Annotated in this window: 27 protein-coding genes; 5 read left to right on the top strand and 22 right to left on the bottom strand. The window is 41.5% G+C overall.

Annotation, left to right across the window (positions count from 1 at the left end; translation table 11 throughout):
- Positions 1-4: 4 nt before the first annotated feature.
- The 9 genes from FFR60_RS00890 to FFR60_RS00850 form a co-directional block, all read right to left on the bottom strand.
- A complete protein-coding gene (locus FFR60_RS00890) occupies positions 5-1,870 on the bottom strand; it encodes a PTS sucrose transporter subunit IIABC (protein WP_137662608.1) in 1,866 nt (621 codons plus the stop codon).
- Positions 1,863-3,575 (bottom strand): alpha-glucosidase, encoded by a 1,713-nt coding sequence (locus FFR60_RS00885; RefSeq protein ID WP_137662607.1) that lies wholly within the window; start codon positions 3,573-3,575, stop codon positions 1,863-1,865. The genes FFR60_RS00890 and FFR60_RS00885 overlap by 8 nt, the downstream gene beginning before the upstream one ends.
- 55 nt (positions 3,576-3,630) lie before the next feature.
- Complete coding sequence (locus tag FFR60_RS00880) at positions 3,631-4,629, bottom strand: LacI family DNA-binding transcriptional regulator (RefSeq protein WP_088935837.1); 999 nt, start codon at positions 4,627-4,629, stop codon at positions 3,631-3,633.
- A 177-nt stretch (positions 4,630-4,806) separates the two neighbouring features.
- On the bottom strand, positions 4,807-5,424 hold the full coding sequence (locus FFR60_RS00875; RefSeq protein ID WP_137662606.1) for a P-loop nucleotide/nucleoside kinase family protein: 618 nt from the start codon (positions 5,422-5,424) through the stop codon (positions 4,807-4,809).
- Positions 5,425-6,291 (bottom strand): class II fructose-bisphosphate aldolase, encoded by an 867-nt coding sequence (locus tag FFR60_RS00870; protein ID WP_088934896.1) that lies wholly within the window; start codon positions 6,289-6,291, stop codon positions 5,425-5,427.
- A gap of 30 nt (positions 6,292-6,321) precedes the next feature.
- The gene (locus tag FFR60_RS00865) at positions 6,322-6,729 is read right to left on the bottom strand and encodes a tetratricopeptide repeat protein (protein ID WP_137662605.1); all 408 of its coding nucleotides are present in this window, start codon (positions 6,727-6,729) and stop codon (positions 6,322-6,324) included.
- Positions 6,730-6,744: 15 nt separating this feature from the next.
- The gene (locus FFR60_RS00860; protein WP_088934894.1) at positions 6,745-8,028 is read right to left on the bottom strand and encodes a PTS sugar transporter subunit IIC; all 1,284 of its coding nucleotides are present in this window, start codon (positions 8,026-8,028) and stop codon (positions 6,745-6,747) included.
- 189 nt (positions 8,029-8,217) lie between these two features.
- Entirely contained in the window at positions 8,218-8,526 is a 309-nt protein-coding gene (locus tag FFR60_RS00855) for a PTS sugar transporter subunit IIB (RefSeq protein ID WP_088934892.1), read from the bottom strand.
- A gap of 47 nt (positions 8,527-8,573) precedes the next feature.
- Positions 8,574-10,643: a BglG family transcription antiterminator gene (locus tag FFR60_RS00850; RefSeq protein ID WP_137662604.1), complete on the bottom strand. Its 2,070-nt coding sequence runs from the start codon at positions 10,641-10,643 to the stop codon at positions 8,574-8,576.
- Positions 10,644-11,143: 500 nt separating this feature from the next.
- On the opposite strand from FFR60_RS00850, the gene FFR60_RS00845 reads away from it, so the two are divergent.
- The 5 genes from FFR60_RS00845 to FFR60_RS00825 all read left to right on the top strand — a co-directional run bounded on the left by FFR60_RS00845 (position 11,144) and on the right by FFR60_RS00825 (position 13,442).
- Positions 11,144-11,296 (top strand): glycine zipper domain-containing protein, encoded by a 153-nt coding sequence (locus FFR60_RS00845; RefSeq protein WP_171004838.1) that lies wholly within the window; start codon positions 11,144-11,146, stop codon positions 11,294-11,296.
- An 83-nt stretch (positions 11,297-11,379) separates the two neighbouring features.
- Positions 11,380-11,991 carry a Type 1 glutamine amidotransferase-like domain-containing protein gene (locus tag FFR60_RS00840; protein ID WP_137662603.1) on the top strand — a complete coding sequence of 204 codons (612 nt, stop codon included), beginning with the start codon at positions 11,380-11,382 and terminating at the stop codon, positions 11,989-11,991.
- A gap of 83 nt (positions 11,992-12,074) precedes the next feature.
- Positions 12,075-12,248: a hypothetical protein gene (locus tag FFR60_RS00835; RefSeq protein WP_171004837.1), complete on the top strand. Its 174-nt coding sequence runs from the start codon at positions 12,075-12,077 to the stop codon at positions 12,246-12,248.
- A 40-nt stretch (positions 12,249-12,288) separates the two neighbouring features.
- Complete coding sequence (locus FFR60_RS00830) at positions 12,289-12,768, top strand: DUF7000 family protein (RefSeq protein ID WP_137662602.1); 480 nt, start codon at positions 12,289-12,291, stop codon at positions 12,766-12,768.
- Between the two features lie 131 nt (positions 12,769-12,899).
- Positions 12,900-13,442 carry a serine acetyltransferase gene (locus tag FFR60_RS00825; RefSeq protein WP_088934888.1) on the top strand — a complete coding sequence of 181 codons (543 nt, stop codon included), beginning with the start codon at positions 12,900-12,902 and terminating at the stop codon, positions 13,440-13,442.
- Between the two features lie 37 nt (positions 13,443-13,479).
- On the opposite strand, the gene FFR60_RS00820 is transcribed toward FFR60_RS00825, so the two are convergent.
- The 13 genes from FFR60_RS00820 to FFR60_RS00760 form a co-directional block, all read right to left on the bottom strand.
- Positions 13,480-14,547 carry an alpha/beta hydrolase gene (locus tag FFR60_RS00820; RefSeq protein WP_137662601.1) on the bottom strand — a complete coding sequence of 356 codons (1,068 nt, stop codon included), beginning with the start codon at positions 14,545-14,547 and terminating at the stop codon, positions 13,480-13,482.
- A gap of 2 nt (positions 14,548-14,549) precedes the next feature.
- The gene (locus FFR60_RS00815; RefSeq protein ID WP_137662600.1) at positions 14,550-15,083 is read right to left on the bottom strand and encodes a PadR family transcriptional regulator; all 534 of its coding nucleotides are present in this window, start codon (positions 15,081-15,083) and stop codon (positions 14,550-14,552) included.
- A gap of 191 nt (positions 15,084-15,274) precedes the next feature.
- Positions 15,275-16,132 (bottom strand): aldo/keto reductase, encoded by an 858-nt coding sequence (locus FFR60_RS00810; protein ID WP_137662897.1) that lies wholly within the window; start codon positions 16,130-16,132, stop codon positions 15,275-15,277.
- Positions 16,133-16,179: 47 nt separating this feature from the next.
- Positions 16,180-16,491: a carboxymuconolactone decarboxylase family protein gene (locus tag FFR60_RS00805; protein WP_137662599.1), complete on the bottom strand. Its 312-nt coding sequence runs from the start codon at positions 16,489-16,491 to the stop codon at positions 16,180-16,182.
- 12 nt (positions 16,492-16,503) lie between these two features.
- Positions 16,504-16,917 carry a cupin domain-containing protein gene (locus FFR60_RS00800; RefSeq protein WP_137662598.1) on the bottom strand — a complete coding sequence of 138 codons (414 nt, stop codon included), beginning with the start codon at positions 16,915-16,917 and terminating at the stop codon, positions 16,504-16,506.
- A 19-nt stretch (positions 16,918-16,936) separates the two neighbouring features.
- Complete coding sequence (locus FFR60_RS00795; RefSeq protein ID WP_137662597.1) at positions 16,937-17,458, bottom strand: flavodoxin; 522 nt, start codon at positions 17,456-17,458, stop codon at positions 16,937-16,939.
- Between the two features lie 26 nt (positions 17,459-17,484).
- The gene (locus FFR60_RS00790; RefSeq protein ID WP_137662596.1) at positions 17,485-18,468 is read right to left on the bottom strand and encodes an aldo/keto reductase; all 984 of its coding nucleotides are present in this window, start codon (positions 18,466-18,468) and stop codon (positions 17,485-17,487) included.
- 375 nt (positions 18,469-18,843) lie between these two features.
- Positions 18,844-19,725, bottom strand: a complete 882-nt coding sequence (locus FFR60_RS00785; protein WP_137662595.1) for a LysR family transcriptional regulator — start codon at positions 19,723-19,725, stop codon at positions 18,844-18,846.
- Between the two features lie 149 nt (positions 19,726-19,874).
- Positions 19,875-20,720 (bottom strand): Cof-type HAD-IIB family hydrolase, encoded by an 846-nt coding sequence (locus tag FFR60_RS00780; RefSeq protein WP_137662594.1) that lies wholly within the window; start codon positions 20,718-20,720, stop codon positions 19,875-19,877.
- Between the two features lie 146 nt (positions 20,721-20,866).
- Positions 20,867-21,256 (bottom strand): MerR family transcriptional regulator, encoded by a 390-nt coding sequence (locus tag FFR60_RS00775; protein WP_137662593.1) that lies wholly within the window; start codon positions 21,254-21,256, stop codon positions 20,867-20,869.
- Positions 21,257-21,424: 168 nt separating this feature from the next.
- Entirely contained in the window at positions 21,425-22,405 is a 981-nt protein-coding gene (locus tag FFR60_RS00770) for an aldo/keto reductase (RefSeq protein WP_137662592.1), read from the bottom strand.
- A gap of 82 nt (positions 22,406-22,487) precedes the next feature.
- The gene (locus FFR60_RS00765; RefSeq protein ID WP_137662591.1) at positions 22,488-23,465 is read right to left on the bottom strand and encodes a Gfo/Idh/MocA family protein; all 978 of its coding nucleotides are present in this window, start codon (positions 23,463-23,465) and stop codon (positions 22,488-22,490) included.
- A 21-nt stretch (positions 23,466-23,486) separates the two neighbouring features.
- Complete coding sequence (locus FFR60_RS00760) at positions 23,487-24,506, bottom strand: Gfo/Idh/MocA family oxidoreductase (protein WP_137662590.1); 1,020 nt, start codon at positions 24,504-24,506, stop codon at positions 23,487-23,489.
- Positions 24,507-24,574 lie beyond the last annotated feature (68 nt).

Raw genomic sequence — 24,574 nt, 5'->3', positions numbered from 1 at the left:
TCACCTATGATCCAAGAATCGGCAGGACATAATCTTGATTGTATTCCAATCCCGCGATTGTTTCCTTCGAATCCGTGATGATCACCATGACGGTCGCATCTTTGCCTTTGGCTTCGATCATTTTCAAATCAATTGTTCCGATCTTCTGTCCCCGCTGGATCGTCTGGCCTTCCTTGATGTTCAACTTAAAGGGAGCACCATTTAATTCAACCGTATCAATTCCCAGATGGAGCAATAACTCCATACCATCATCCGTCACGATGCCGATTGCATGCTTTGTCGGAGCAATCATTTTTACTACACCTGAAACGGGCGCCTTGATCGTTTCTTGACTTGGTAACACCGCAAAGCCTTCACCCATCATTTTGCTGGCAAATACTTGGTCATTCACTTCCGTAATCGGAATGATTTCTCCGTCAATTGGTGAATAGACTTTGATATTTTTAGTATTTCCGCGAGACTCGGCAGTCTTTTCAACCGTTTCGCTTTTTTTGATAACGAATAGATTGGTTAAAACAAAAGCTAGGATAAAGGTCGCGATCCCCACCGCTACATAAGTAATTACCTGATATGGTTCATAGATATACATCAATGGCGACAACAAAACTGCTAAACCATAACTGTTCGCTTTGATCCCTAATAACGAAAGAACCATACCGCCCACGGCTGAACTGCCCAGCATCACTAGGATCGCTTTCATTCCTGTGCGCATCACCACACCGAACAACGCTGGTTCACTGACCCCCAGCATTTGCGTAATCGTCGCAGAAATTCCCGCGGTTTTAATCGAAGCACTCTTTGTTCGCAAGGCAATCGCCAAACAAACTGCTGCATTCGCAAAACCATACATCGCACAAACAGTGATCAATGGATTAAAACCAGTCGTAGCAATCAAAGAGGTTTCGATCATAATAAACATATGGTGCATTCCAGTCATTACCGCGATTGGATACAAGAATCCGATGATCAAGCCGCCGATACCCAATGGCAGATGCAAAAACATTTCAATCACTTTCACCGCTTGACCTTCAAAGCCATGAACGATAGGTCCTAATACAAACAAAGCAACGAAAACAGAAACGAGGATGACTAAAAAAGGTGTAAAAATCAAATCCATCGCATTCGGCATGATCTTGCGCAATTTCTTCTCTAACGTCGCACCGATCATCCCGGTGATCAACGCCGTCAGAATCGAGCCTTGATACCCAACTAACGGAATCATTCCAAAAGCCATGATCGGTTCGGCTGTTCCGCCTGCAACGGCATAAGCATTTGGCAAAGCTGGAGAAACTAGCATCAGCCCGATTAAGAAACCAATAATCGGCAGGCCACCCATTTTTTTGAAGGCTGACCAGCAGATAAATGCTGTTAAGAACCCAAAAGCCGTGTCGGTCAAAACAGTCACCGATGCGCTCAGCCATTCAGGAATACTATTAGGGGTCAAGCCCATTGCATTAAGAACGGTTTCATTGAAAAGCACACCCTTCAACCCAAGAAAAAGACCTGTGGCACCTAGAATTGGAATAATCGGGACAAAGATGTCGGCAATATTTCTGACCGCCCGTTGTAATGGAGAAGAATCATCCTTCGCCATTTGGTCCTTTGATACCTCATTAAATGAATAAATCGATTGCAAAGCATCATAAACTTTATTGACGATCCCTGTTCCTAGAATGATTTGATACTGCCCGGCGTTATAAAAGACCCCTTTGACTTCTTCGACTTGCTCCACTTGACTGTCGTCGATGGCTTTCCGATCCTTTACCTGCAGACGTAAGCGAGTCGCGCAGTGCGTAGCAGAGACGATATTGTCTTCTCCTACGACTGCGACAAGTTTTTTCGCGATCTCTTGATAGTTTGTTTTAGTCATGCTTTTCACCCTTTCTGATAACAACCGCTTGGTAAGGCTGTAAAACTTGTGCTCCGTTTTGCATCTGCAACTCACGATAATTATTCAACAATACTTCTCCTGATGTTTCGATTTCCTGTTCTTGATTACTTAGATTAACAAAGACTTGCAGCGTTTCATTTCCAGATCGTTCATATGCAACCACTGCATCTGCACTCTTTAATGGAGAAAACTGACCATAGATCAGTGTCTGGCGATACGCCGAATGATTTCGTAATTGAATCATTTGACGATAATAAGAAAAAACCGAATCCTCACGTTGAACCTGATCAGCCGCATTCACTGCCGCTTGATCTCCCGTTAATTTTAACCAAGGTTCATTTGATTCACTAAAGCCGGCATTTTCTGCAGCATCCCACGGAAACGGTGTCCGGTTATTGTCTCTCGAACGTTGATTAACAAACATCAGCGCTTCCTTTTCAGAATATCCCTCTAAAAGTGAGCGATGGTAATTATCGATACTAGATACATCATTGAAGTCCTCAATGGTTTCCCGCTGAAAGTTCTTCATACCGATTTCTTGTCCTTGATAGATAAAGGGCGTGCCTCGTAAAAAGAAGAACAATGTCCCCAAAGCCTTGGCTCCAATTTCATTTTGGTACCGTTCATCCGTAATATATTTGGATAAGGAACGGGGCTGATCATGATTTTCTAAAAAGTTGGCACCCCATCCGCTATTTTGGATCGCTCCTTGACTCTTAAATAATAAGTCCTTCAAGTCCTGCGGCTGCCAATTCGTACGACGGAACCATTCACTGCCATTTTCCACGTCGATGTCTGCATAATGGAAATCAAAGATCATATTGAAGTAGCCATCTTCACCGATGTATTGATCATATTGGTCATACGGAACACCGGGGGCTTCTCCAACACTGACACATTCATAATTTTGAAAGGTTTCACGATTTAATTCCGCTAAGAATTTTTCGATTCCCGGCCGATTTCTGGTTTTAACCTTCACACTGCCTAAGCCATCGCTGCCATCGACCGCGACATCTTCATAGTCCTGATCCTTTTTGATAAAGGTAATGGAATCAATTCGGAATCCGGCAATCCCTTTTTCCAGCCACCAATTAATCATTTCATAAATCTCTTGTCTTAGAGCTGGGTTTTCCCAATTTAGATCGGGCTGTTTTTTATCAAAGGTATGGAAATAATACATGTTGTCTTCATTGGGTACAGGCTCCCAAACACTGCCGCCAAAAATCGAGCGCCAATTATTCGGCGGATTGCCTGCCTCGCCAGACTTGAAGATATAATAATCACGATACGGACTTTCGGGATCTGCTAGAGCTGACTGAAACCACGCATGTTCGTCAGAAGAATGATTAACGACTAAATCAAGGATTAATTTGATTCCTTTCGCTTTTGCGGCCTCGATCAATTCCGTTAGATCCTCCATCGTGCCAAATTCTGTTTGGATACCTTTATAATCGGCAATATCGTAGCCATTATCAACCATTGGTGAAGTAAAAATCGGACAAATCCATAGCATCGTAACCCCAAGCTCCGCTAAATAGTCCAGCTTCTGCGTGATCCCTTTAATGTCTCCAATGCCATCGCCATCACTATCATAAAAGCTCTTGGGATAAATTTGATAAACAACCTCTTCCTTCCAAAATTCCTGCTGATCCAACCGGTTCTTTTCTTTCAAAATCATGTTCATTATATAACTCTCCTTTTATGGTATCGATACCACATTTAGTTTTAAAAAAATCTGCTTAGGCAGATTTTCGTATAATCAAGTTTAGTACTAATTCAGACTCATCTAATTGATAGTCTCTTTCTTCCATGCGGGCGATCAGCCAATTCGTGGACTCTTGTCCTAATGCCTCGACTGGTTGCGCGATCGTGGTCAAGGGTACTGCCAGCATTCCGGTGAAGGGCTGATTATCAAAACCCATAATCGCCAAATCCTCCGGCACTCGCTTGCCTTTTTCTAAAAATCTTTCCAACACGCCGCTGGCTACTTCATCACTGCTGGTAAATACAGCATCAGGACGATTGGCTTCTGGCAACGATAACAGCTTATCCGCTACCTGCTTGCCGTCTTCGATCGTGTGCACTTGCTTAAAGATCCAGTCAATTTTCATCGGCAGCTTATGCTGATTCAATGCCCGTTCAAATCCTGCGGTACGGGAATTTCCATGCCCGCCTCGGGTCAATGTTCCGCCTGTGCAATAAGCGATTTTTTTATGTCCTTTGTTGATCAAGTATTCCGTCGCATCAAAACTGGCCGCCTCTTGATTCGTAAAGACCTGCGGCAGATCCGCGCCAGGAATTTGTTCATTGCATAAGACGATCGGACCATATTCTTGATAGGCTTCGATAACCTTAGGATCACCCTCGATCGAACACATGATTAGACCGGCGATCACCTGCTGCTTCAGCATCTCAAGCATATTGGTCTCGGCTTTTTTGTCATCATAGGTCTGCATGACTAAAACATTGTATCCATGAGAACGGGCATTTTTCTCGATTGAATCAACTAAATGAGAGAAAAATGGATTGACGATTCGTGAGACTAAGATGCCGATCATCGTTCCCTTTTTTGATCGCAGCTGCGTCGCTACCGAGCTGGGCGTATAATCCAGTTCTGCCATCGCCGCTTGAATACGTTTGCGTTTGTCTTCAGAAATATACGGATGATTGTTTAAAAATCTAGAAACCGTCGATACAGATAAGCCTGCTTTTTTTGCTACGTCTTTAATGGTTGCCAATGTCTCACCGCCTTGTGGTATCGATTTCATAACTATCATACGATGCCTTTGCTGCTTTGTCAATCACAATTATTTAAAAAAACAGCATTGAGATTTAACTGACCTCAGATGGTTAGTCTATTTGTTAGCCATTTTGACAAAAACAAACGCATTAAAAAGAACCGTTGATTAAAACAATCAACGGTTCTGTGCGATTCGTTCAGCTATTTTTTTTAGGAAAGGTTCGTAATCGACCTTTGAGAAATCCGATACATCAAATTCCACCAAGCTACCTAGTTGAAAATTGTTGTAACCGCGCTTTTCGATAACTTCACGAAAAGCCTCTTCTGTGATTAAATCATCAGCTTGGGTCCGATCAGTCAACTCATCCCCAAAATGATAATGGGTCATGATATGTGACAAATGGCGATCCGGTTCGACATCACGAACTTTTCTGCGTGCCCAAAGTGTTTCAAAATCGGCAACTAAACGAATCGTGATCGGCTCATAGCCATATCGGTCGGCTAAATTGCTCAACTTGCTCTTTTGTTTATCGCTAAAAGGATACTCGGAAACGACGATCCGCTTTCCTGCTTCCATATAAAGTGCCAGTGCGTTGTAATAGAACGCCCAAACCTTTTTTTCAAGCTCTTTTTTCTCAGCTGAATTATCAAAACCAATCTGATCGGCTAGGATTTCTTTCCCTTCATCCGGCGTGATCAGGAAAAAGTTTCCTAGAACACGCCGCATTTCATTGATCAAATAGGACTTCCCAGTTGCGGGACTGCCGGCAATCAAAATCAGATATTTCTTCATTTATTTTTGCATCGCCAATGGGCTGTCGACATTCATAAATAAGCCGATCTTGTGTTTGACGATTTCTTTGACTGCTTGATTTGCCGGAATAACATTGTGGCGCAGTGATTTGTTCACTTCGGTTTCTCCAAAAGACTCTTTCGCTACTTTGGTCCAATTCACTAACAATTCAGTTCCAACATTGAATTTGCGAATTCCGTTATTAATCAATTCTGGGTAGTCCTCTTCTTTTACTCCGGTACCGCCGTGGATAACTAGCGGCACATCGACAACTGCATGGATTTCTTTTAATAATGGAATATTGACTTCGGTCTTAGATTTGAATTGTCCGTGATTGGTGCCAATCGCGATCGCAAGAGCATCGATATCCGTTTGTTTTACAAACTCCACGGCATCCGCTGGTTTAGTATAAACTTTGTCATCTTCTGCAACAGAGATACCCTCTTCGGTGCCGCCAATCGTGCCCAATTCACCTTCAACCGAAACACCTTTTGCATGGGCGTATTCAACAACCGCCTTCGTTTTAGCAATATTTTCTTTAAATGGCAAATGGGAACCATCATACATGACGCTAGAATAACCTGCGTCGATTGCCGCTTTGATCTCATTGAAATCTCTGGCATGGTCTAAATGCAAGGCCACATCAACCATTTCAGTATTAGCGATTTCCTTCACTACTGCTACCATCACGTCGTAGCCGATATATTTCGCTGTATCAATACTGGTTTGAATAATGATCGGTGAACCCTTCTCCTTAGCTGCGCGAATCATTTCCGGCAGCATCTCCAAGTTGTGAGTGTTGAATGCACCAATCGTCATATTCAAATCTTCTGCTATTTGTGTTACTTCTTTTAATGTTTTATACATTTGTCCAATACCTTCTTTTCTTTTGATTAATTACCCGCTGATCGTTACTTTTTTAGCAATTTGCCGCATCTCATCCATTTTACCCATGTATTTATCGATGCCCGCATCATCCCCATTGCGAGCGGCTTCCGCCCGTTTTCCATTGTAAAGACTCATTAATTTCTTGTAGCCGTCGCCGATCGTCAGTTTATGATCTAAACTTTTTTCTAAACTTTCGATGGCCGCATCGGTTTGCTCCAGTGTGGCGTAGTTTAGACCTAATTTTTCGTATAAACCGGCTAATTCATCGGTTTCAACTGGATCTGCTTGTTCCGCCGCCGCAATTTTTGCCATTAATTGCTGGTTTTCATCTGTTAAGACCGTTTTTTCTTCAGCTGATAGCTCAACTTTTTCCTCGGTTTTTTCCGGTTTGTTCTTTTTCTTTAAGAAACCAAACATTGTGACACCTCCTAATTAGAACATTTTCAAGATCGGGCTAAGAATCCATGCATAAAGCAAGGCTGCAGCTACAGTATCTACATCAGTCGCAGTCGCGTTGACAAAACCCATTTGATTGAAAATCGTTACTAAAAGTGCTGGCAGTAAAGTGATAAAGAACCCATGAGCGATCCCGCCGATAATTGCGCCGCGACGTCCGCCTGTTGCATTCCCAAAGATCCCTGCTGTACCTCCCGCAAAGAAGTTAGTCAGCATGCCCGGTAAAATCATCGCCAAGCCAAATGTCGGCAATACAAACATCGCGATGATCGTTCCAATCGTTGTTGTAATGAATCCTAAAATCACGGCATTCGGTGAATAAGGGAAAAATACCGGACAGTCCAAGGCAGGAATCGCATTTGGTACAAGCTTCATCGCAATTCCGCGGAAGGCTGGCACGATTTCGCCTAATAGTAAACGTACGCCGGATAACAGCACATAGACACCAACCACAAATTGAATTGCTTGCAAGAATGCGAACATCAGATAGTGCTGCCCGCCTGGATCACCGACACCAGGACCGGCAAATGCGGCGGTAATGATATATAAAGGAACCATCACGACCATTACTGACAAATACGTATCCTGTAAGAACTCAAATGATTTCGGCAAATTAATATCTTCGATTGATTTTTTGTTTTCTCCGCGTTCACCAAAGATGTAAGCCACACCCGCTTCAAACATATAACCAATAGTACAAAAATGACCAAGTGCAATGTCGTCTGATCCTGTGATTTTACGGATGATCGGCTGCGCAATTGCAGGCATCGCTACCGCAAAAATGGCCCCTACAATACTGCCGACAATAATCAAAACTATGCCTCTCAGACCAGCAAAGTATCCAAAAACAGTTGTCATGGTCGCCATCCAAAGAATCGCCTGACCAGTCAAGAAAATATATTTCCATTTCGTAAAACGGGCAATCAGAATATTAACAATAAAAATACCTAGAAATGTTAGTGCAATGTCGCGCCCTAAGCCTAATTCGTTCATTGCTTGTCCATTGATCGCCTCGATCGAAGGAATGATTCCCTGCATATGGAAGCCTGCAGTAAAAATCTCGCCAAAGTAGGTCAAGCTGCCGACAATAATACTAGAACCAGCACTTAAAACTTGGAAGCCAAGCAAGGTCTTCAAGGTTCCTGAAATCACTTGTCCAGCCGATTTTTTCTGTAGACACAGCCCCAACATTGCGATCAATGCAATCGTGATCGATGCTTGTGTCAAGATATTCTCGATTATGAAATTAATTACTCCCATTTGTTTCGCTCCTTATTCATATTGATGTATTCATTTTTCAAAAAACGAAAAATGAGTTTGATTTTCATGCCGTATACCATTCCACTAGCAGCTTTTACGTATAAGTGTTTTTACCTGCTTTTAGAATTGTTCCGCTACAATAACTGTTAAGGGTGGAACTGGCATCCTTATTCATATTGATGTAATTTTCTACAGCGCACCTTTTGATTCCAAAATCGGTATAAGTTTTTCTTCGATTTCTGGTTTTGAGACGATATTTTTTAAATAGACGATCGCGGTTTTCTCTTCATCGATTGAAAATTTTTCAAACTGTGATTTGAAATTTTGCGCGGTGATAATAATGTCCGATTGTGATGATGCCGCCGTTGAAATATCTACGTGATCCAATTTTGCGTCCACGCCATGTGCATTCAGCACATCTTCTGCCGCCATTTGAGCTGCAAAGCTGCTTCCTAAACCTGCCCCGCATACGAATAAAATTGATACTTGTTTTCCCATCTTTTTTCTCTCCATTCTGTTTTATTTATCGAATAATACATAATTACCTAACTAAATAAGATTTCCTTGAACCGCTCGATATCCGTTTCGCGGCTTAAACGATCCACTTTTTCTTCGTCATTGATCAATTCGATCAAGCTCTTCATGATATTCAAGTGGGAGTAAGAATCAATCGCCGCTAAGCAGAAAATGATTTTTACCGGATCATTTTCTTCGTTTCCAAATTCGATCGGTTCATTGATCGTCGCTACACTAATTCCCAACTGATTGACCCCATCTTCCGGACGCGCATGAGCCAAGGCGATGTATTTGCCGATCACGATATACGGACCATATTCTTTTACCGAGTCGATCATCGCTGTGACATAACTAGGTTCGATCACCTGCTGATTGATTAAAGGTTCGGAGACCCTGCGGATCGATTCCTCCCAAGTATTTACCTGCTGATTCAATAAAATATTGCTGTCCTTCAATACGTCTTCTAACATCGGCTGAATCTCCTTCTTGTTTATCGTTAAATGATTTTGGTCAAAAAGCGTTTCTAATTCTTTGTAAATTTCGCCAGATACTTCTCCGCCACTTTTCTCAATGGTGTCGATCAGTGCATGAAACAATTGTGTCGAATCCTGATTGTTGACTAAGCGTTTAAGGTTTTGATTCTCATTCAAAAAACTGGTAATTCTTTTTTTGCTCTCTTCTTTGATGATCGGCTCCAGCTCCAGCACAGGCTTTTGCGAATAGTGGATTGCCACCGTGCTGAAGATCAAATCAACATCCAGCTTTTCGATCAAATCCAGTTCTCGTGAGCTCAATACGGCCAAAACTTCGATATTGAAAAGCTCCTTCAAATTCTCCGAGAGCAGCTTGCCGGTGGCGACTCCGTGGTTGCAAATGACCACCGCTTTGTAGATATAATGCAAATCTTGATTGATCGCACTGACAGAAGTTGAAAAATGAATCGTAAGAAAGGCGATCTCGTCTTCGGTTATCTTTTTACCCGTGATCTGTTCGATCGAGGGGGTAAATTGATCAATGGCGGAATAAATATTGCCATAGTTCTTTTTGATATTTTCCTTCAGCGGATTAACGATTTGGATGTCGCTCTTCACTCGATTGATCAACCCGACTAAGTGCTTATACAATCCCTCCTGCAGCATCTCCTCTTTTCGTGAAAAAGGAATTTTCGTCTGTTCTTCCACAAACTGCATCAGTTGAATTGACAGCAGCTGGGCTTGGACCCACTCGATGGAATTGTTCATGTCTCTTGAATTAAAGGTGTTCAACATGAAAACAATGTACTTGATTTCGACTTCCGGCGGTGAAATCTGAAAGGCTTCGCAGATTGCCGTAACAAAATCACGAATGTCGCTTTGAGGAGTATCGGCGGCTTCCCAGGCGGAACTGGCGATCAGATCTTCTCGCAAATACCGACTTAACCACACTGCGGTAAACATTAGCAGCTGATTACGATAAATCGCGTCCTCCATCGATGCGACGGATTCGACATACAGCTGATCCAATTTCTTTAGCAGCCGCTGCGGAATATAATGATTTAAAATCGTCATATTGATCGAATATTCCTGCTCGCCCTGTGGTGTGATCACCCCAACCGAGTTGTTGATGATGTCATAGATCATCGTTCGAATCGACCGTTCGGCGCCTTGCAGTAAAATGCCCTGCTTTGGCACACTCAAAACCTCGATCCCATATTCCGCCAAAATATTCCTGACTCGCCGCATGTCCTCATCCAATGAACTCTTGGAAATCTGATATTCTTCCTCCTTTTGATAAAGAAAGGTCGCTTTCTTTCCTAAAGCAAAGGAAAGAATCAAATCAAAGATCCGGCTTTCACGATCCAAATAGCGTTCATCATCTGCCAAATCAAGCTGTTCTAATAAAGCAGCTTTTTCTTCCGATTCCAAAGTCAGCTGGTAGCCTTTTTTCCTAAGATTTTTAATCTCCGGCAGACCTTTTTCCATCAGAAACTGATTGATTTCTCGTAGTTCATTTCGGATCGTACGCGCACTGGTACGAAATTCCTCCTCCAGTTTTGCGAGTGTCACTGGATAATCAGAAGTTATAAAAATCCGCAATATTTTTACTGTTCGATCCTTCATCCATATCTTCCTCTCGTCTAAGGTGAGTATATAACCCTTTATTTTTCTTGATAAGTAGAGATTCTTGCAATCTTTTTTGGCAAAAATGTAAGCGCAACCTAAAATAGCTGAAAATTCAGCATTGCTTCCGATTTTAAATTAACGTTATTTTATCTAGTTGATCGGAAAGTTTTCCAGCCTATTTTACTATTGTATCTATATAGAAGTAACGGATGTTTCAAAAGGTCGGCTAACACAAAATATATTTCCCCCTTCACTTATTTAAACTAAGTAAAATCAAACAAAAAACTCCCACAAAAGTGGAAGTTTTTTCGATTATTTGGTCGGTATTTCTCTGTCTATTATAGCTGAAAAATGGTGAAAAATTTTTTTGAATATGAAATGGAACAAATGGTATCACGGCTGCGGCTAATAAAATTACTCCTTCTGGATAGCTATTATTTTCCTTTGGCATCCTTTACAATAGAAGTAGAAAAAATTAGACAATGGGGGTTGTTACAATGAAAAAGGACGATGGAGGTTCGCTAGCAATCGGATTGTCACTGGGGTTAATTTTCGGACTTCTTTTTGACAATTTGGCACTTGGTATGGCGCTTGGTGTTGCTTTAGGTGCATCTGGTGCTTTTGCGATCAAAAAAAAGAAAACAAAATAAATACGAGTCTAAAAAGAACGTATGTTTGTTTTTGTGGTTATGAAATGGTAGACTTATAATCAAAACAGATTGGAGCTTTATTTATGATTAATATGTTTCTATCATCCTCGTTCGCAGACGTTCAGGAACAATTTGAAGATTATCTAAAGAAATTTTCTTTAGCAAAAACGGTAGCCTTCATCCCGACAGCCAGTTTGGTTGAGGAAATCGATTTTTATGTGGATGAGGCACGAGCAACCTTCAAATTATTAGGATTTGAAATTGAAGAACTGGATGTAGCAATTGCAGATACTGAAATGATCAAAGAAACCTTGCAGCGGAATAATTTTATTTATCTTTCTGGCGGAAACAGCTTCTTTCTTTTAGAAAAGTTGAAAGCATCTGGAGCCGCCGAACAAATCATCGAAGCAGTCAGCGCTGGGAAAGTTTATCTAGGAGAATCTGCCGGCGCGATTGTCGCTGCGCCTAGTATCTCTTATATCGCCAAGATGGACGACCGAAATCAAGCCGAAAATCTGATTTCTGATGATGGTTTGAATTTGACTACCTGCTACCCGCTTCCTCACTATAAGGAAGAATATTTTTCAGCAGTCTCACTTGAGATTTTCCATGACTTTAATGATCTGATTGAATTAGTCCCGCTGACCAACAAAGAAGCCTTAATTATAGAAGATCATTCGTTTTTTATCAGATAAATTTACTAAGCCCGATCATTCATGATTGGACGCGCTGATCATCCTCGTTTATACTCTAAGGTATGAACGGAGGGTGTTTTTTTATGATGCGAAGATTACTGAGTTCTTTCTTAATTACACTGGTTTATTTGCTCATCTCCAATATCGGCAACCTCATTTTCGGGATCAGTCCAAGATACAGCTGGACAACAACGCTTTGGGAGGCACTGTTCTTCTTTGTCTTTGTTTTTTTGATCCAACAGTTTCGCAAAAAGTAACAGCCGTTAGAACGCTACTTAAAAATATGGAGGTCTTTTTATGGAGCCAAATTTAACCGAAGATATCAAAGTTTACCAGCAGCATGTTTATCAAGATAGTCCCGTTTGTCGTGCGTATGCGGGTCTTTTGAAATTTATCGGAAGTGTTCGAACTGAATTTTTTATCGATGCCGTTGATTATAAAGTCGGCAACCTTTCCGCAGGTTACTTGGACTATACTTATTTCCCCTTCTTTGATGAGCAGCTCAGAAGTGACGGCTTGCGTTTTGGGATCGTCTTAAATCATCAAGAGATGCGCTTTGAGCTTTGGCTGATGGCCCAAAATGCCGATCTGCAAGTCACTTATTGGGAGAAATTGAAGCATCTTAAATGGAATGCTGCTAAGACCGAAATGCCGAAATATACAGTATTGGATACTGTGCTTGTGGCAGGACCTGATTTTTCAGATCTCAGCCAACTAAAGCAAACAATCATCGCAGAAGCATTGACGCAAGTCGCTGCGATACGAACTTATTTATAATACGGATCATTTGGACTAAATTGTTCAAATGATTTTTTGCTTTAAAAAGTTCAGAAAAGACTGCTTCTTTTTTTATCTGCGCTATAATGAATGAAATTAGAACGAGATTGACCTATAAGGAGGTTTTATTAATGAAAGATTATTCCTTTGACGAACTGTTGGCGTTCAATTGCTTCTCCGAAGATCCGGCTGAGCAAGCCAAGGCTGCTGAATTATTGGAATTTCGCTATGGCTGTGAAATCCATTGCGCTGATATGGATCGAAGCGTTCGCTTTGCGCATCATGCTCGCGGCTGTACGGTGGTGGCTGCCAAAATTTGTGCAAATGTCATCATTTATCAAAATGTGACGATTGGTTCAAATATGCGCTACAACAAAATACAGGAGAAATGGGAGCAGGTTGGAAGTCCGATTCTGGCAAAAAATGTGATCGTCGCTGACGGCGCAAAAGTTCTCGGACCGATTACGATCGGCGAAAACACAGTGATCGGCGCAGGCGCGATCATTACTAAAGACATTCCAGCAAACAGTGTCGCCTTTGGTGTAAACCAATACAAACCCAAAGATCCAACTTACGATCTTGTCTTCAATCCAAATATGATTTCCGGCGAAGAGATCATGGCGATTGATGCACAGCGAGTAGCTGACTTCAATAAAAAGCAGGAAGGATATTAAAAATCTAATATCCTTCCTGCTTTTTTTTCGTAAAAATCTAGTCTATTTTGTTCAACGCTTTTTCCAGCACTTGAGAAAATTCTTTCGAATGATCAATGAATGGCAGATGTCCTGATCCTTCTATGGTGATGAACTCCTTTTGCGGGGCTGAAATTGCTTGGTAATAATCCAAGGCCATACTATAAGGTGTAGTCCAATCTTGATTTCCTATGATCATAATGACCGGAATGTCATAATGCAATGGATAGTCATACATTGACAACCTTCCATCAATCATCAGCATTTCATAAATTTTATTGTTTGATTCTAGCATTTTATTGATACTGAACATCCATCTTATCTCATTGAGATTCATATATGGAGAAAACAAACGATACAGAATCATCTTATTTCCATATTGTTTAGGCAGATATTTTTCTTTGAGCTGTCGAAATTCCAGTAAGCTTTTGACTTCTGCTTTGCCAATTTTTTGATAGGTCGTTATCTGTTCAAGCAAATCATTTATTTTCGGTATATCTTGCTCTTTTCCAGCGATTTTCGCTAAACGAACAGCTTCTTGTGCAGAAATTCTTTCCGATTGGTTAAAATCCAACACTTGGCTAATCGAAATATAAGCCGATACATTTTCAGGATGTTTTCCAGCATAGATTGCACCTAAAAATGTACCCCAAGAATGCCCCATAATGATAAGTTTTTCTTTGTGATAGTCAACTCTCAAATAATTTACAACTTCATCAAGATCCGCTAGTAACAATTCCAGTGAAGGCCGTTCGGCTTGTGTATCCCGATAATAAGTATTTCCGCAACCACGCTGATCCCAATGAACAATCGTATACTCTTTTTCCAAATCCGTCTGCCAACAATAAGAAAAGTCAGACATATTATTTCCCGGTCCGCCATGAAGTGCCAAAATAATCGGATTCTCTATATTTTCCCCTCGAATTTGATAATACTGATCAATCCCACCAATCCGCATATAGCCAGATTTTTGAATACCATTTTTCGTTCGAATTTTGTATTTCATCCTATTGAAGGACTTTCCACCTAGAAGAATTGCTAAGATTAAAAGAAACACTCCTGCACAAAAGAGCAAAATAGTCTTCATAACTATTCACCCGCTAATACTTTCAATAGACATTCAATATAATGCTGCTGTTGCTCGACGATCGCAAACATGTTGTCTATCGTAAGCTGAGAGATTTCGGAAATCTCTTCTTCTGACTCTTCATTGCCTCGATTCTTTTCAATGATTGCTTCATACTCTTGATCAATCGAATCTTTTTGTGCTTTTAATGCCTTGATGGCCGCTTCTCTCGGAATTTTATCCAGCAAAGATAGTCCGCTATAAAGGGTAGTCGGATAGCTGACCGAGGTAGTTCTTAATGAATCGATCACTAATGACTGCAAATAGTTTCTTCCTTGATCCGTAATCTGATACACGGTCTTTTGACGATGTCCGGTTTGTTCAACCCCTGCCACTTCAATCTGCTGTTCTTTTTCTAATTTCTTTAGAGCATGGTAAATCGAGCCAACCAACACACCGCCCCAACGTTCTGCATCCCTATCACTGATGCTTTGCTGAATGTCGTAACCAGACATCGGCTTTTCGCTTAATAAGCCTAAAACAATTAACCTCGTCATAATAGTCTCCTCCTATCGCCTTATACTCAACGTTTAGTATACAGCATTGACTATTGATCTGTCTAGACGGTTTACTCTTTTGACTCACAAAAAACCAACTAGCCCATAAACTTAAAGGCCAGTTGGTTTGTGTCATGCTTGCGCACTTCATAAAAAATAGTTATTACCCTATATAGTTATATATTGTCTCTCTATCTCTTATTATAAACTGGAAAATGACTCGACTCGCCATAGTCATCAATGGGCTTCATTGCTTTTAGCTCATTCATATCAGCTTGAGAAATTTCAAAGTTTAAGTCAGCATTATTTTGGATATGGTCTTTATTCGCTGATTTCGGCAACGGCAGCAAACCTAGCTCCAAGCAATAGCGGATTGCTAATTGAGGTACACTAACCTGATATTTTTCTTCCATTTCTTTTAACTTTGCATTTTTTAATAACTCGCCATGCCCTACTGGTGAGTATGCTTCGACTAAAATGCCATTTTGTTTGCAGTAGTCGATTAATTCGATAGGGGTGTTCGAAATATGTGCTAAAATCTGATTTACTGCGGGCTTTATAGCAGCATGCTGTAAAATGTTCTCCACATCTTGTTGATTAAAGTTTGAAAGACCAATCGCCCGAACCTTTCCTGCGTTATAGGCATCCTCTAAAGCGCGCCAAACCTGAATGTTTTCAGCATCATAATTTGCTTCTCTAAACTTGGCCCACGGTTGAGGTGCATGGATAATCATTAGATCAATCGTATCCAAGCCCAATCTGTTCAAGGAATCATCAATTGATTTAGCTGCTTCCTGATAGCTTTTCCATTCCGCAGCAACTTTACTGGTCACAAAAATATCTTTTCGATCAACAGCAGATTCTCGAATAGCCGCACCAACGCCCGCTTCATTTTCATAGGCTTGAGCAGTATCGATATGACGATAACCAATCGCTAAAGCAGTTTTCACGGCCTGAACGACTGCTTGATTGTCAATCATCCACGTTCCGAATCCTAGTTTAGGGATTTCAACTCCATTATTTAATGTATAGCTTTCCTGTAAATCCATCATTTTATTCCTCTATTCTTAAATTAACTATTATGGAATGCGACTTGCTATTCGAAAATTTCTTTTGCCATTGTAAAGGCACTCCATGCTTTCGGCCAACCAGCATAAAATGCTAAATGAGTAATCAATGCGCTGATTTCTTCTTTCGTCACGCCGTTTTCCTTAGCGATCTTCAAATGAGCCTCAAGCTGAGGCGCCCCCATCGCCAAAAGTGCAGAACAGGTAATCATACTGCGGTCATGTGCAGAGAGTTCCTCCTCTTTTGCCCAGACTTCGCCAAATAGAACATCATCATTTAAAGCCGCAAACTGCGGTGCGAAATCTCCTAATTGTTCTCTGCCAGCTGTTTGTTTTTTCATCGTAATTTCCCCTTATTTTTCTAATTTTTCATACCACTCGTCATTTACTGGCTCCAACCATTCAGGTGTACCGGCTGTGATGGCGATGTGCTCAAACCAGCTATCCTGCGCGGCACCATGCCAATGCTTGACACCATCATGAGTCACAATCACGTCGCCTGCCTTCAAAAACTGGGCGGGTTTGCCCTCTTCTTGATACCAGCCTTCGCCGCCAGTCACTAACAATAATTGAAAGCCCTCATGATGAATGTGCCAGTTGTTGCGGCAGCCCGGTTCAAAAGTTACATTCGCTACACCCACATTGATCTCCGGATCAGAAATCAGCCCCTGCAGATAGCTTTGTCCAATAAAATATTGAGCGAAGGCGTCATTTTTTTCGCCAATCGGAAAAATCACACCATTTTTTACTTCTTCGTGCTTTGCCATTAGATCTTCCTCCAAATCGTTAATGATTATTTTGATAAGAAAGCAGCCAGTTTTTCACCGCTGTATCTGCTCGATCGACCTTTGAACCACGAACCGCCAAACCTTTTTTAATTTCAGCACCCGGGCAATAATTATGCAGGTCTTGGATACTTGAACCAAAGGCACTGCCTTCATGGGTACAAAATGGATAGAGTGTTTTATTTTTCCAATCCTGCTGTTCTAAAAAAGTCGCGACTATTCTGGGATACGTCCCCCACCAGTTGGGAAAGCCGAGAAAAATCGTCTCCATCTGTTCGATGTCTGCTGCTAACTCTTCATAGCCTACTTTTGCTAAAGTCTGCTTTTCCTTTTCTGCTTTTTGAACCGCCTCATCATAATTCATCGAATAAGGCTCAAGCGGTCGCAACGAATAGACCGGAAGCTGCGCTTGTTCACTGATTTTTTGTGCTAATATTTCTGTATTTCCGGTTGAAACCAGTTGTTTCTTTCCATTGATATAGTTTTCTCCCGCCCGCGAGAAAAAAATGATTCCTGCTTGCATAAACTCCCCTCCTAATTTTGATTGCTTTATCTTCTTGTCCGCTCTTTTTCTGATTGAGGATAGCGATCGCCGACAATCGTCATTTGATCAACTGCCGTGTTGATCCGACTTAATTCTTCATTAGTAAACGTAATATCGACGGCTTGATTATTCTCGCTCAAGCGTTTCAGATTCGTTGTGCCCGGAATTGGCACGATCCATTCTTTTTGAGCTAATATCCAAGCGATAGCGATTTGTGCGGAAGTCGCATTCTTCTGATTACCGATTTCTTGCAGTAAATCCAAAACTACTTGATTGGCTGCCATCGCCTCTGTTGTGAAGCGCGGCAGGTCCGCACGGTTATCATTTTCGTTGGCGATGGAATCCTTCGTCACTTTCCCTGTTAAAAAGCCCCTTCCTAATGGACTGTAGGCTACTAAACCAATTCCTAGTTCTTCTAAAACAGGAAAAATATCCTTCTCTAAATCACGCCACCAAATCGAATATTCACTTTGAATCGCAGTCAACGGTTCGATTTTATGTGCTCGTCTGATCGTTTCACCACTGGCTTCGGATAATCCCCAATTCAAAATTTTTCCTTCCTGTTTAAATTGCTGAATCGTTTCAGCTACTTCTTCGATAGGTGTATTGGGATCTACTCGATGAATGTAATATAAGTCAATGTAATCTGTTTGCAGACGTTTCAAGGAGCCTTCAAGTGAGGCTCTCAATGTCGCAGCACTGCTATCTGGATAATTCGTTTGTCCGTCGATCTTGAATCCACCCTTTGTCGCTAAAACAATTTCTTGGCGAAACTCCTTGATGGCCCCACCCACAAGTTCTTCATTTGTATACGGACCGTAGACTTCCGCGGTGTCGAACATTGTGATCCCCTGTTGATAGGCCGCTTGAACGACGCGCATCATTTCCTTTGGATCTTTTGCTGGGCCGCGATGATGATTCAAGCCCATACAGCCGTATCCTAACTCCGACATTTCCAGCTTATTCTGACCAATCATTCTCTTCTTCATAAATAGCCTCCTTAATTAGAAAGGCTTCGCGAACTCGCTCAGCTTTTGAGCACCAAGTAGGTACTGTTCCACATCAGCTCCAAAAACCGATCGCTGTGTCTCACAACAATAAGTCTAAAATTTTGATAAGTTGTCAAGAAACACAGCGATCTTTAGGAGCTGATGTTGATTGATACCTACTTGGCGTTTCTCAGACTTAACAAAATTTTCGCTTATTGCCGATAAAGTTAGTTCGTGAAGCCGGACACCGTTAACGCTGTTGATTCAATGTTTTTGCTTGTGAAATATTTATAGATTAAAAAATGAGTCATACTCTGAACAACTTCAGAATACGACTCATTTCCATCTATGTCTAATGCCTATATAGTCATAGTACTATAGCTTGAAGGCATGATTAAATCGATTAATTAATTCTTGGACAGCCGGTGTTTGGACTCTTTTTTTCCAGACTAAAACGCAATGTGTTTTGACCGATGGTTGCAAAGGAATAAACACGGCTTCCTCCAATCTCCGATCTAAAATCGCGCCTTCGACCGACAGCGCTGCACCGACTTTATGATTGACCAGCGGAAGCACGTTGAAGATCAAATTGAAGTTTCCAACAATGTTCAGTTGATCCAAAGATTCTCCCGACCAGTCAGACAATAAATTCTGCACCTCACTTCGGCTGGAACAAAGAATCGGCAAGCCCTTGATATCCTGAGGTTTCAAAAATTCCTTCTCGGCAATAAACATCTCCTTCGAAACCAAAAAGCCCCAGCGTTCCTCTCGCGGTAAAATCAATGTCTCTACTTCATTCAAAATCACTGGCTCCAATAATATCGCTAGATCCAAAATCCCTTTTTCAAGACGATCCGAGATGTCATCGCTAGTGCCAGTCACTAAATTAAACTGAATTTGAGGGTAATCGCTGATCAGTTCCTCCAGCAGCATCGCAACCGTATCGGAATTATCCGCCTCAACACAGCCAATCGAGATCGTCCCGCTCAGTTGCTCGTTCCGCTGGGCAGAAAAAGCCTGTTCTAATTTTTCATCCAAAGCTAGAATTTCTTCCGCCCGCTCTTTCAAAAAATAGCCGTCCTTGGTTAGACTCAGGCGATTCTTTTCGCGATGAAAAAGCGGCGCGCCGATCCGTTCTTCAAGCTCCTTGATCTGGCGGCTCAATGTCGGCTGGGTGATATTTAAAATGCGTGAGGCCCGCGAGATATTTCCTTCTTGTGCGACTGCCCAAAAGTAACGTAAAAGTCTGATCTCCATAATTTTCCTCTTTGCTCTTTTCTTTTAACTATAGCAGATTCGCTCACAGCACCAAAATATTTAAAAATCCGCCTAGCTCTAAAGTAGTTTATTCCAACAGATAAAAAAGTATGCAGCTCAATCAACTGCATACTTTAAGGTGTACTCGCCTAAATTTTAACATAATCTAATTTAGCTAATGTATGAGCGATACCGCCCTCATCATGAGTCAACGTAATCTCATCGGCGGCGGCCTTTAATTCGTCCTTGGCATTTCCCATCGCGATCCCAGTTCCCACTGCTTCAAACATCACGAGGTCATTATTGCCATCGCCAAAGGCCAGACAATCTTCCTTATCCCGCTGGATATGTTTTAACAACGTTTCAATCGCAGTTTTTTTATTGATCCCCTTAATCCCGATCTCGCCGCTGTCTGGTCCAAAGGCTGGAACCGTGCTTCTCAGCATATAAAAATCACCATCATACTCTGCCTCAATCACCTCATAAGGAATCGAGTGATTGACAAAAGAAACTTTATTGACATCTTCGTAATCAATCAAACTAGGATCATCAATCAGCAAATCTAAAAACCAGTTAATGGCCGCGATTTTTTCTTGCCCTTCTGCAGAATCCTCTTTAGTGTCACCTAATGTAAGCTGGATAAGTCGGCTTTTCAGATTAGCACTTGCGAATAGTCCCTGATTCGATTCAAGGTAATACTCCACACGATGCTCCTCTAAGAAACCGATTAGCTTTTTCAATTCATTTGAATCAAAAACCTGATGCAGAATCACTTCACCGTCGACCTCACAATAACCGCCTCCCGCGCCAATGATCCCGCTAATCGGCAAGTCCAGCACTTCCTCAGAAATCTCTGCCTTAGATCGGCCCGTACATAAATAAAAGCGATGCCCATTTTCATAAGCCTGAATAATCGCTTGTTTAGCACTCGCTGGAACAACTCCAACATCATTACACAAAGTACCATCAATATCTAAAAATATTATCTTCCCCATCAATTTCCCTCACATTTCCAAAAAAACAAGTATTTCTATCTAGGGTACTATTCTTGACGGGGATTTTCAATTTACTTTTTGCGAAAAAGGAGAAGAGCACTTTCCCGCGCACTTTTTAGATAAAAATCGCTAACTCTTCTTTGAAATTAATTATACGTACTAGAAAAAATTTGCTGCTGGCATTCTTGGATCATATGATCGTAATTATCCAATTTCGTCTCTAAACGAGCGACAGTTCCATTGATCAGCCGCTGCTTTTCCAGCAGTTTCTGATATTCGTCTATCAAAATCTTTTTACGTTCGATTAACGTTGAGTCTCCCTGCTGATACAGCTTGGAATATTGAGCTAATGAATCAATCGATAATCCCGAATCTCGCATACATTTAATAAACTCAACCCAATTCAGATCCTCTTCTTGGAAATCTCTTACTCCAGAGGCATTTCTGGTAATTGGCGGGATCAATCCTTGCTTTTCATAATAGCGAATCGTCGCTGGTGTCATTTCAAATTTCGCTGCTACTTCAGAAATGTTCACTAAGCTCACTCCTTTTTACTATTTATTAACTTAAAGTGTACTTCAAGTTAATCCTAGACACAAAATAATTCTGTACTTCCCTACCAAATCACAGCTCCTATTCCTTTAAGATCCCTTTTCCACGACAAAAAACCGTGCCAATTAAATTGACACAGTTTCCCTTTTAATTTAGTCATGACCTACCACTTTATGAGGAATATATGGCTCTTCCAAATACGCTGCATCTTCTGCTGATAATTTGAAATCCACCGCACCAACTGCTGTTTCGATGTGGCTCATTTTTGTCGCGCCTATGACTGGTGCGACCACTGGATCTTTTTGCAGCAACCAGCCTAATGCGATATTCACACGATTCGTTTCATATTTATCGGCTAATTCAGCTACACGATCGATAATGAGTTGATCCATATCGGCGGTTTCATCGTATTTTGATTTTTGTGCCGTGTCAGTAGTACTGCGCTTGGTCGCTTCTGAGCGATCGCGGATTAATCTACCGGATGCCATAGGACTGTATGGCGTTAAGGCAATTTTTTCTGAACGGCAATACGGGATCATCTCACGTTCTTCCTCGCGATAGATCAGATTTAAATGATTTTGCATTGAGACAAATTTGGTCCAGCCGTTTTTTTCAGCAATATTGTTGGCCTGCTGAAATTGATAAGCATACATGGCAGAGGCCCCGATGTACCGAGCCTTACCAGCCTTCACGACATCATGCAGCGCCTCCATCGTTTCTTCGATCGGCGTCGTATAATCCCATCGATGAATAATATATAGATCCACATAATCCGTCTGCAAACGTTGCAGGCTTTGATCAATTTGCGACATAATGGCTTTTCTCGATAAGCCTTGACCGTTGGGCCCATCGAACATTTTCTGATGGACCTTCGTCGCTAGGACGATCTCATCTCTACTGGCATAATCCTTCAGCGCTTTGCCAAGGATCTCTTCACTGCGGCCTAAAGAATAAACATTGGCCGTATCAAAAAAATTGATGCCCAGCTCCAAAGCTCTCTTGATCAATGGTCTGCTGTCAGCTTCTTCTAAAACCCATTTGTGAATCCAGTTTTTAGGATCGCCAAAACTCATCGAACCTAAACAAATTCTGGAAACATCTAATCCTGTATTCCCAAGTTTTGCATATTCCATCTATTTCACACCTTCCTTAACTACTCCTACCATACACGTTGAAGTTCACTTTAAGGCAAGCATCTTATTTAAAAAGTTTGATTTAACCTAAAACAATCCCCGCATCATTAATCGCTGTTTCAACAATCTCCATCACGATCTTACTATGCTCCAGCTGCTGTTTTACAAAACTCATATCCTTGTCAGCAATCACCTGACTAAACAGCTTGAACTCATCAAACATACGATGTGGATGATCCTTATGGTCAAAGGTTGCTTTTTCTCCAGAAAGAGATTCGGTAGTGTAGCTCTCCAGCGTATTTGTTGGACCATTCACCACGACGGACCCTTCTGTCCCTTGGATCGTTGAACGAATCGTCGCTTCAGAATCCTTCGCACCAATACAAACAACTTTTACATCCCCATAATCCAGTATCAGCATGCCGGATGTGTCGATCTCGCGCTCGATATTCGCGTAATACTGAACTTTCTGCGGTTTGCCTAACAAACCGACTACCAAATGAATATTATAGATATTGATATCCATTAAGGCCCCGCCGCCCATTTTAGGATTAAAGGCAGGTAAAATCGTTCCTTCTTTAAAGGCGTCATAGCGAGAAGAATATTGCGAGTAGTTACATTCAATGATTTTTAATTTGCCGATATTTTGACTGGCTTCTTTGATTCCTTGATAGTTTTTCAAATATTGATTAGTGATAGCTTCTACCAGGACTAAATCTTTTTCTAACGCAATTTTTTCTAATTCTAAAAGCTCCGCATGCTTCAGCGTAAACGGCTTTTCACAGATAACGTGCTTGCCTGCTTCCAAAGCTTTTCTCGCGAAGCTGTAATGCAGGTGGTTCGGCACTGCTACGTACACCGTATCGAAAGCATCGCTTTTCAGACACTCATCGATGTCGGTATATGACGCATCGATCCCATACTCCGCTTGGATTTTTTCTGTTTTTTCCTGACTTCTTTTCGTTCCCAAAATGGCCTTTACTTCAATTTCAGGCAAGTCTTGCGTAATTGGTAAAAATTCTTGGACAATCTTACCCGAACCAAAAATGGCTAATTTCATCAATACCCCTTCTTTCTTCGACTATTTTGAAACTTGTTGAATCCCTTTTTCCAGCATTTCGATTTGCAGCAGCGTTTCTTCATCCTTCACGGCTTTTGGTTTGCCGTTGATCAGCGTTTCATAGATATCTTCATACACACGACTGTAATCACCGATCTCTGAAACAACTTTTTCTTCATGAAACACACCCGCATCATCCATATAAGTCAGCGTACCATAGTGCTCAGGCAAATCAATCCCAAAATCCTTGTTTTCCGGCATATAAAACATCTTCAAATGCTCTTCTTGACGGTCCTTCGTCTCTTTGACAAAGACCCCCTTCTTCCCATAAACGACAAAGCTTGGGCGTTCCTTCAAACGGAAATAGCTGGATTTCACCGACACCTTCATGCGACCATAGAATAAATCCAAGTCAAAATAGTCATTCATTCGATCATCGCCTAAAAGCTGGCGCACTTCGTAATGAACATCATCCGGCCGGCCGAAATAAGAGATTACCTGATCCAAGGTGTGACAGGCATGGCCGTAAAGGTAACTCGTTCCGATCGAAAATTTCTCAACACTTTCTGGAACCTCTGGGCGATAGTAATCATAATGCATTTCAACTTCCAACAAATCTCCCAGCACACCGCTTTCGATGACCTTTTGAACCGTTAAAAAGTCGGAATCATAACGACGATTTTGATAACATTGAATGAACAAGCCTTTTTCTTCTGCCAAACGGAACAATTCCTTCGCTTCTTCAGCAGTCTCGGTAAACGGCTTTTCGATCAAGACATTTTTCCCATGCTCTAAGACTTCCTTGCCTAATTTGAAATGCAAGGGACTTGGTGTCGTTACCACAACTAATTGAATTTCCGGATCATCATAAATATCGTTGATCTCCGAAATGTAATTCGTGCCGGGATTTTTCTCCCATGTGATTCGTCCGCTTGGTGAATAGATTGTTTTGACCTTGATTTTGTCCGCTAGTTTTGTTGAAAAGGGTAAGTGATAACGGTTGGTACTCTTTCCGTTGCCGATATATGCGATGGTTAACATGAATAAATCCCTCCAGATTTCTTTTGATAATTTTATTATAGAAGAATCCGATTGATTGAAAAGAGTTT

The sequence above is a fragment of the Enterococcus hulanensis genome, assembly GCF_005405485.1.
In the GTDB taxonomy this organism is placed as follows: Bacteria; Bacillota; Bacilli; order Lactobacillales; family Enterococcaceae; genus Enterococcus_A; species Enterococcus_A hulanensis.
Note: the sequence above shows the minus strand (reverse complement) of the source record. Positions and strands in the feature narration are given on the sequence as shown.

Bases quoted from the DNA above. Each gene is read 5' to 3' on its own strand.
- FFR60_RS00860 (WP_088934894.1), bottom strand. From the start codon at position 8,028: ATGGGAGTAATTAATTTCATAATCGAGAATATCTTGACACAAGCATCG.
- FFR60_RS00820 (WP_137662601.1), bottom strand. From the start codon at position 14,547: ATGAAGACTATTTTGCTCTTTTGTGCAGGAGTGTTTCTTTTAATCTTA.
- FFR60_RS00835 (WP_171004837.1), top strand. From the start codon at position 12,075: ATGATGCGAAGATTACTGAGTTCTTTCTTAATTACACTGGTTTATTTG.
- FFR60_RS00855 (WP_088934892.1), bottom strand. From the start codon at position 8,526: ATGGGAAAACAAGTATCAATTTTATTCGTATGCGGGGCAGGTTTAGGA.
- FFR60_RS00800 (WP_137662598.1), bottom strand. From the start codon at position 16,917: ATGGCAAAGCACGAAGAAGTAAAAAATGGTGTGATTTTTCCGATTGGC.
- FFR60_RS00805 (WP_137662599.1), bottom strand. From the start codon at position 16,491: ATGAAAAAACAAACAGCTGGCAGAGAACAATTAGGAGATTTCGCACCG.
- FFR60_RS00790 (WP_137662596.1), bottom strand. From the start codon at position 18,468: ATGAAGAAGAGAATGATTGGTCAGAATAAGCTGGAAATGTCGGAGTTA.
- FFR60_RS00825 (WP_088934888.1), top strand. From the start codon at position 12,900: ATGAAAGATTATTCCTTTGACGAACTGTTGGCGTTCAATTGCTTCTCC.
- FFR60_RS00810 (WP_137662897.1), bottom strand. From the start codon at position 16,132: ATGGATTTACAGGAAAGCTATACATTAAATAATGGAGTTGAAATCCCT.
- FFR60_RS00890 (WP_137662608.1), bottom strand. From the start codon at position 1,870: ATGACTAAAACAAACTATCAAGAGATCGCGAAAAAACTTGTCGCAGTC.
- FFR60_RS00870 (WP_088934896.1), bottom strand. From the start codon at position 6,291: ATGTATAAAACATTAAAAGAAGTAACACAAATAGCAGAAGATTTGAAT.
- FFR60_RS00885 (WP_137662607.1), bottom strand. From the start codon at position 3,575: ATGAACATGATTTTGAAAGAAAAGAACCGGTTGGATCAGCAGGAATTT.
- FFR60_RS00760 (WP_137662590.1), bottom strand. From the start codon at position 24,506: ATGTTAACCATCGCATATATCGGCAACGGAAAGAGTACCAACCGTTAT.
- FFR60_RS00765 (WP_137662591.1), bottom strand. From the start codon at position 23,465: ATGAAATTAGCCATTTTTGGTTCGGGTAAGATTGTCCAAGAATTTTTA.
- FFR60_RS00815 (WP_137662600.1), bottom strand. From the start codon at position 15,083: ATGACGAGGTTAATTGTTTTAGGCTTATTAAGCGAAAAGCCGATGTCT.
- FFR60_RS00865 (WP_137662605.1), bottom strand. From the start codon at position 6,729: ATGTTTGGTTTCTTAAAGAAAAAGAACAAACCGGAAAAAACCGAGGAA.
- FFR60_RS00845 (WP_171004838.1), top strand. From the start codon at position 11,144: ATGAAAAAGGACGATGGAGGTTCGCTAGCAATCGGATTGTCACTGGGG.
- FFR60_RS00785 (WP_137662595.1), bottom strand. From the start codon at position 19,725: ATGGAGATCAGACTTTTACGTTACTTTTGGGCAGTCGCACAAGAAGGA.
- FFR60_RS00850 (WP_137662604.1), bottom strand. From the start codon at position 10,643: ATGAAGGATCGAACAGTAAAAATATTGCGGATTTTTATAACTTCTGAT.
- FFR60_RS00780 (WP_137662594.1), bottom strand. From the start codon at position 20,720: ATGGGGAAGATAATATTTTTAGATATTGATGGTACTTTGTGTAATGAT.
- FFR60_RS00875 (WP_137662606.1), bottom strand. From the start codon at position 5,424: ATGAAGAAATATCTGATTTTGATTGCCGGCAGTCCCGCAACTGGGAAG.
- FFR60_RS00830 (WP_137662602.1), top strand. From the start codon at position 12,289: ATGGAGCCAAATTTAACCGAAGATATCAAAGTTTACCAGCAGCATGTT.
- FFR60_RS00770 (WP_137662592.1), bottom strand. From the start codon at position 22,405: ATGGAATATGCAAAACTTGGGAATACAGGATTAGATGTTTCCAGAATT.
- FFR60_RS00840 (WP_137662603.1), top strand. From the start codon at position 11,380: ATGATTAATATGTTTCTATCATCCTCGTTCGCAGACGTTCAGGAACAA.
- FFR60_RS00795 (WP_137662597.1), bottom strand. From the start codon at position 17,458: ATGCAAGCAGGAATCATTTTTTTCTCGCGGGCGGGAGAAAACTATATC.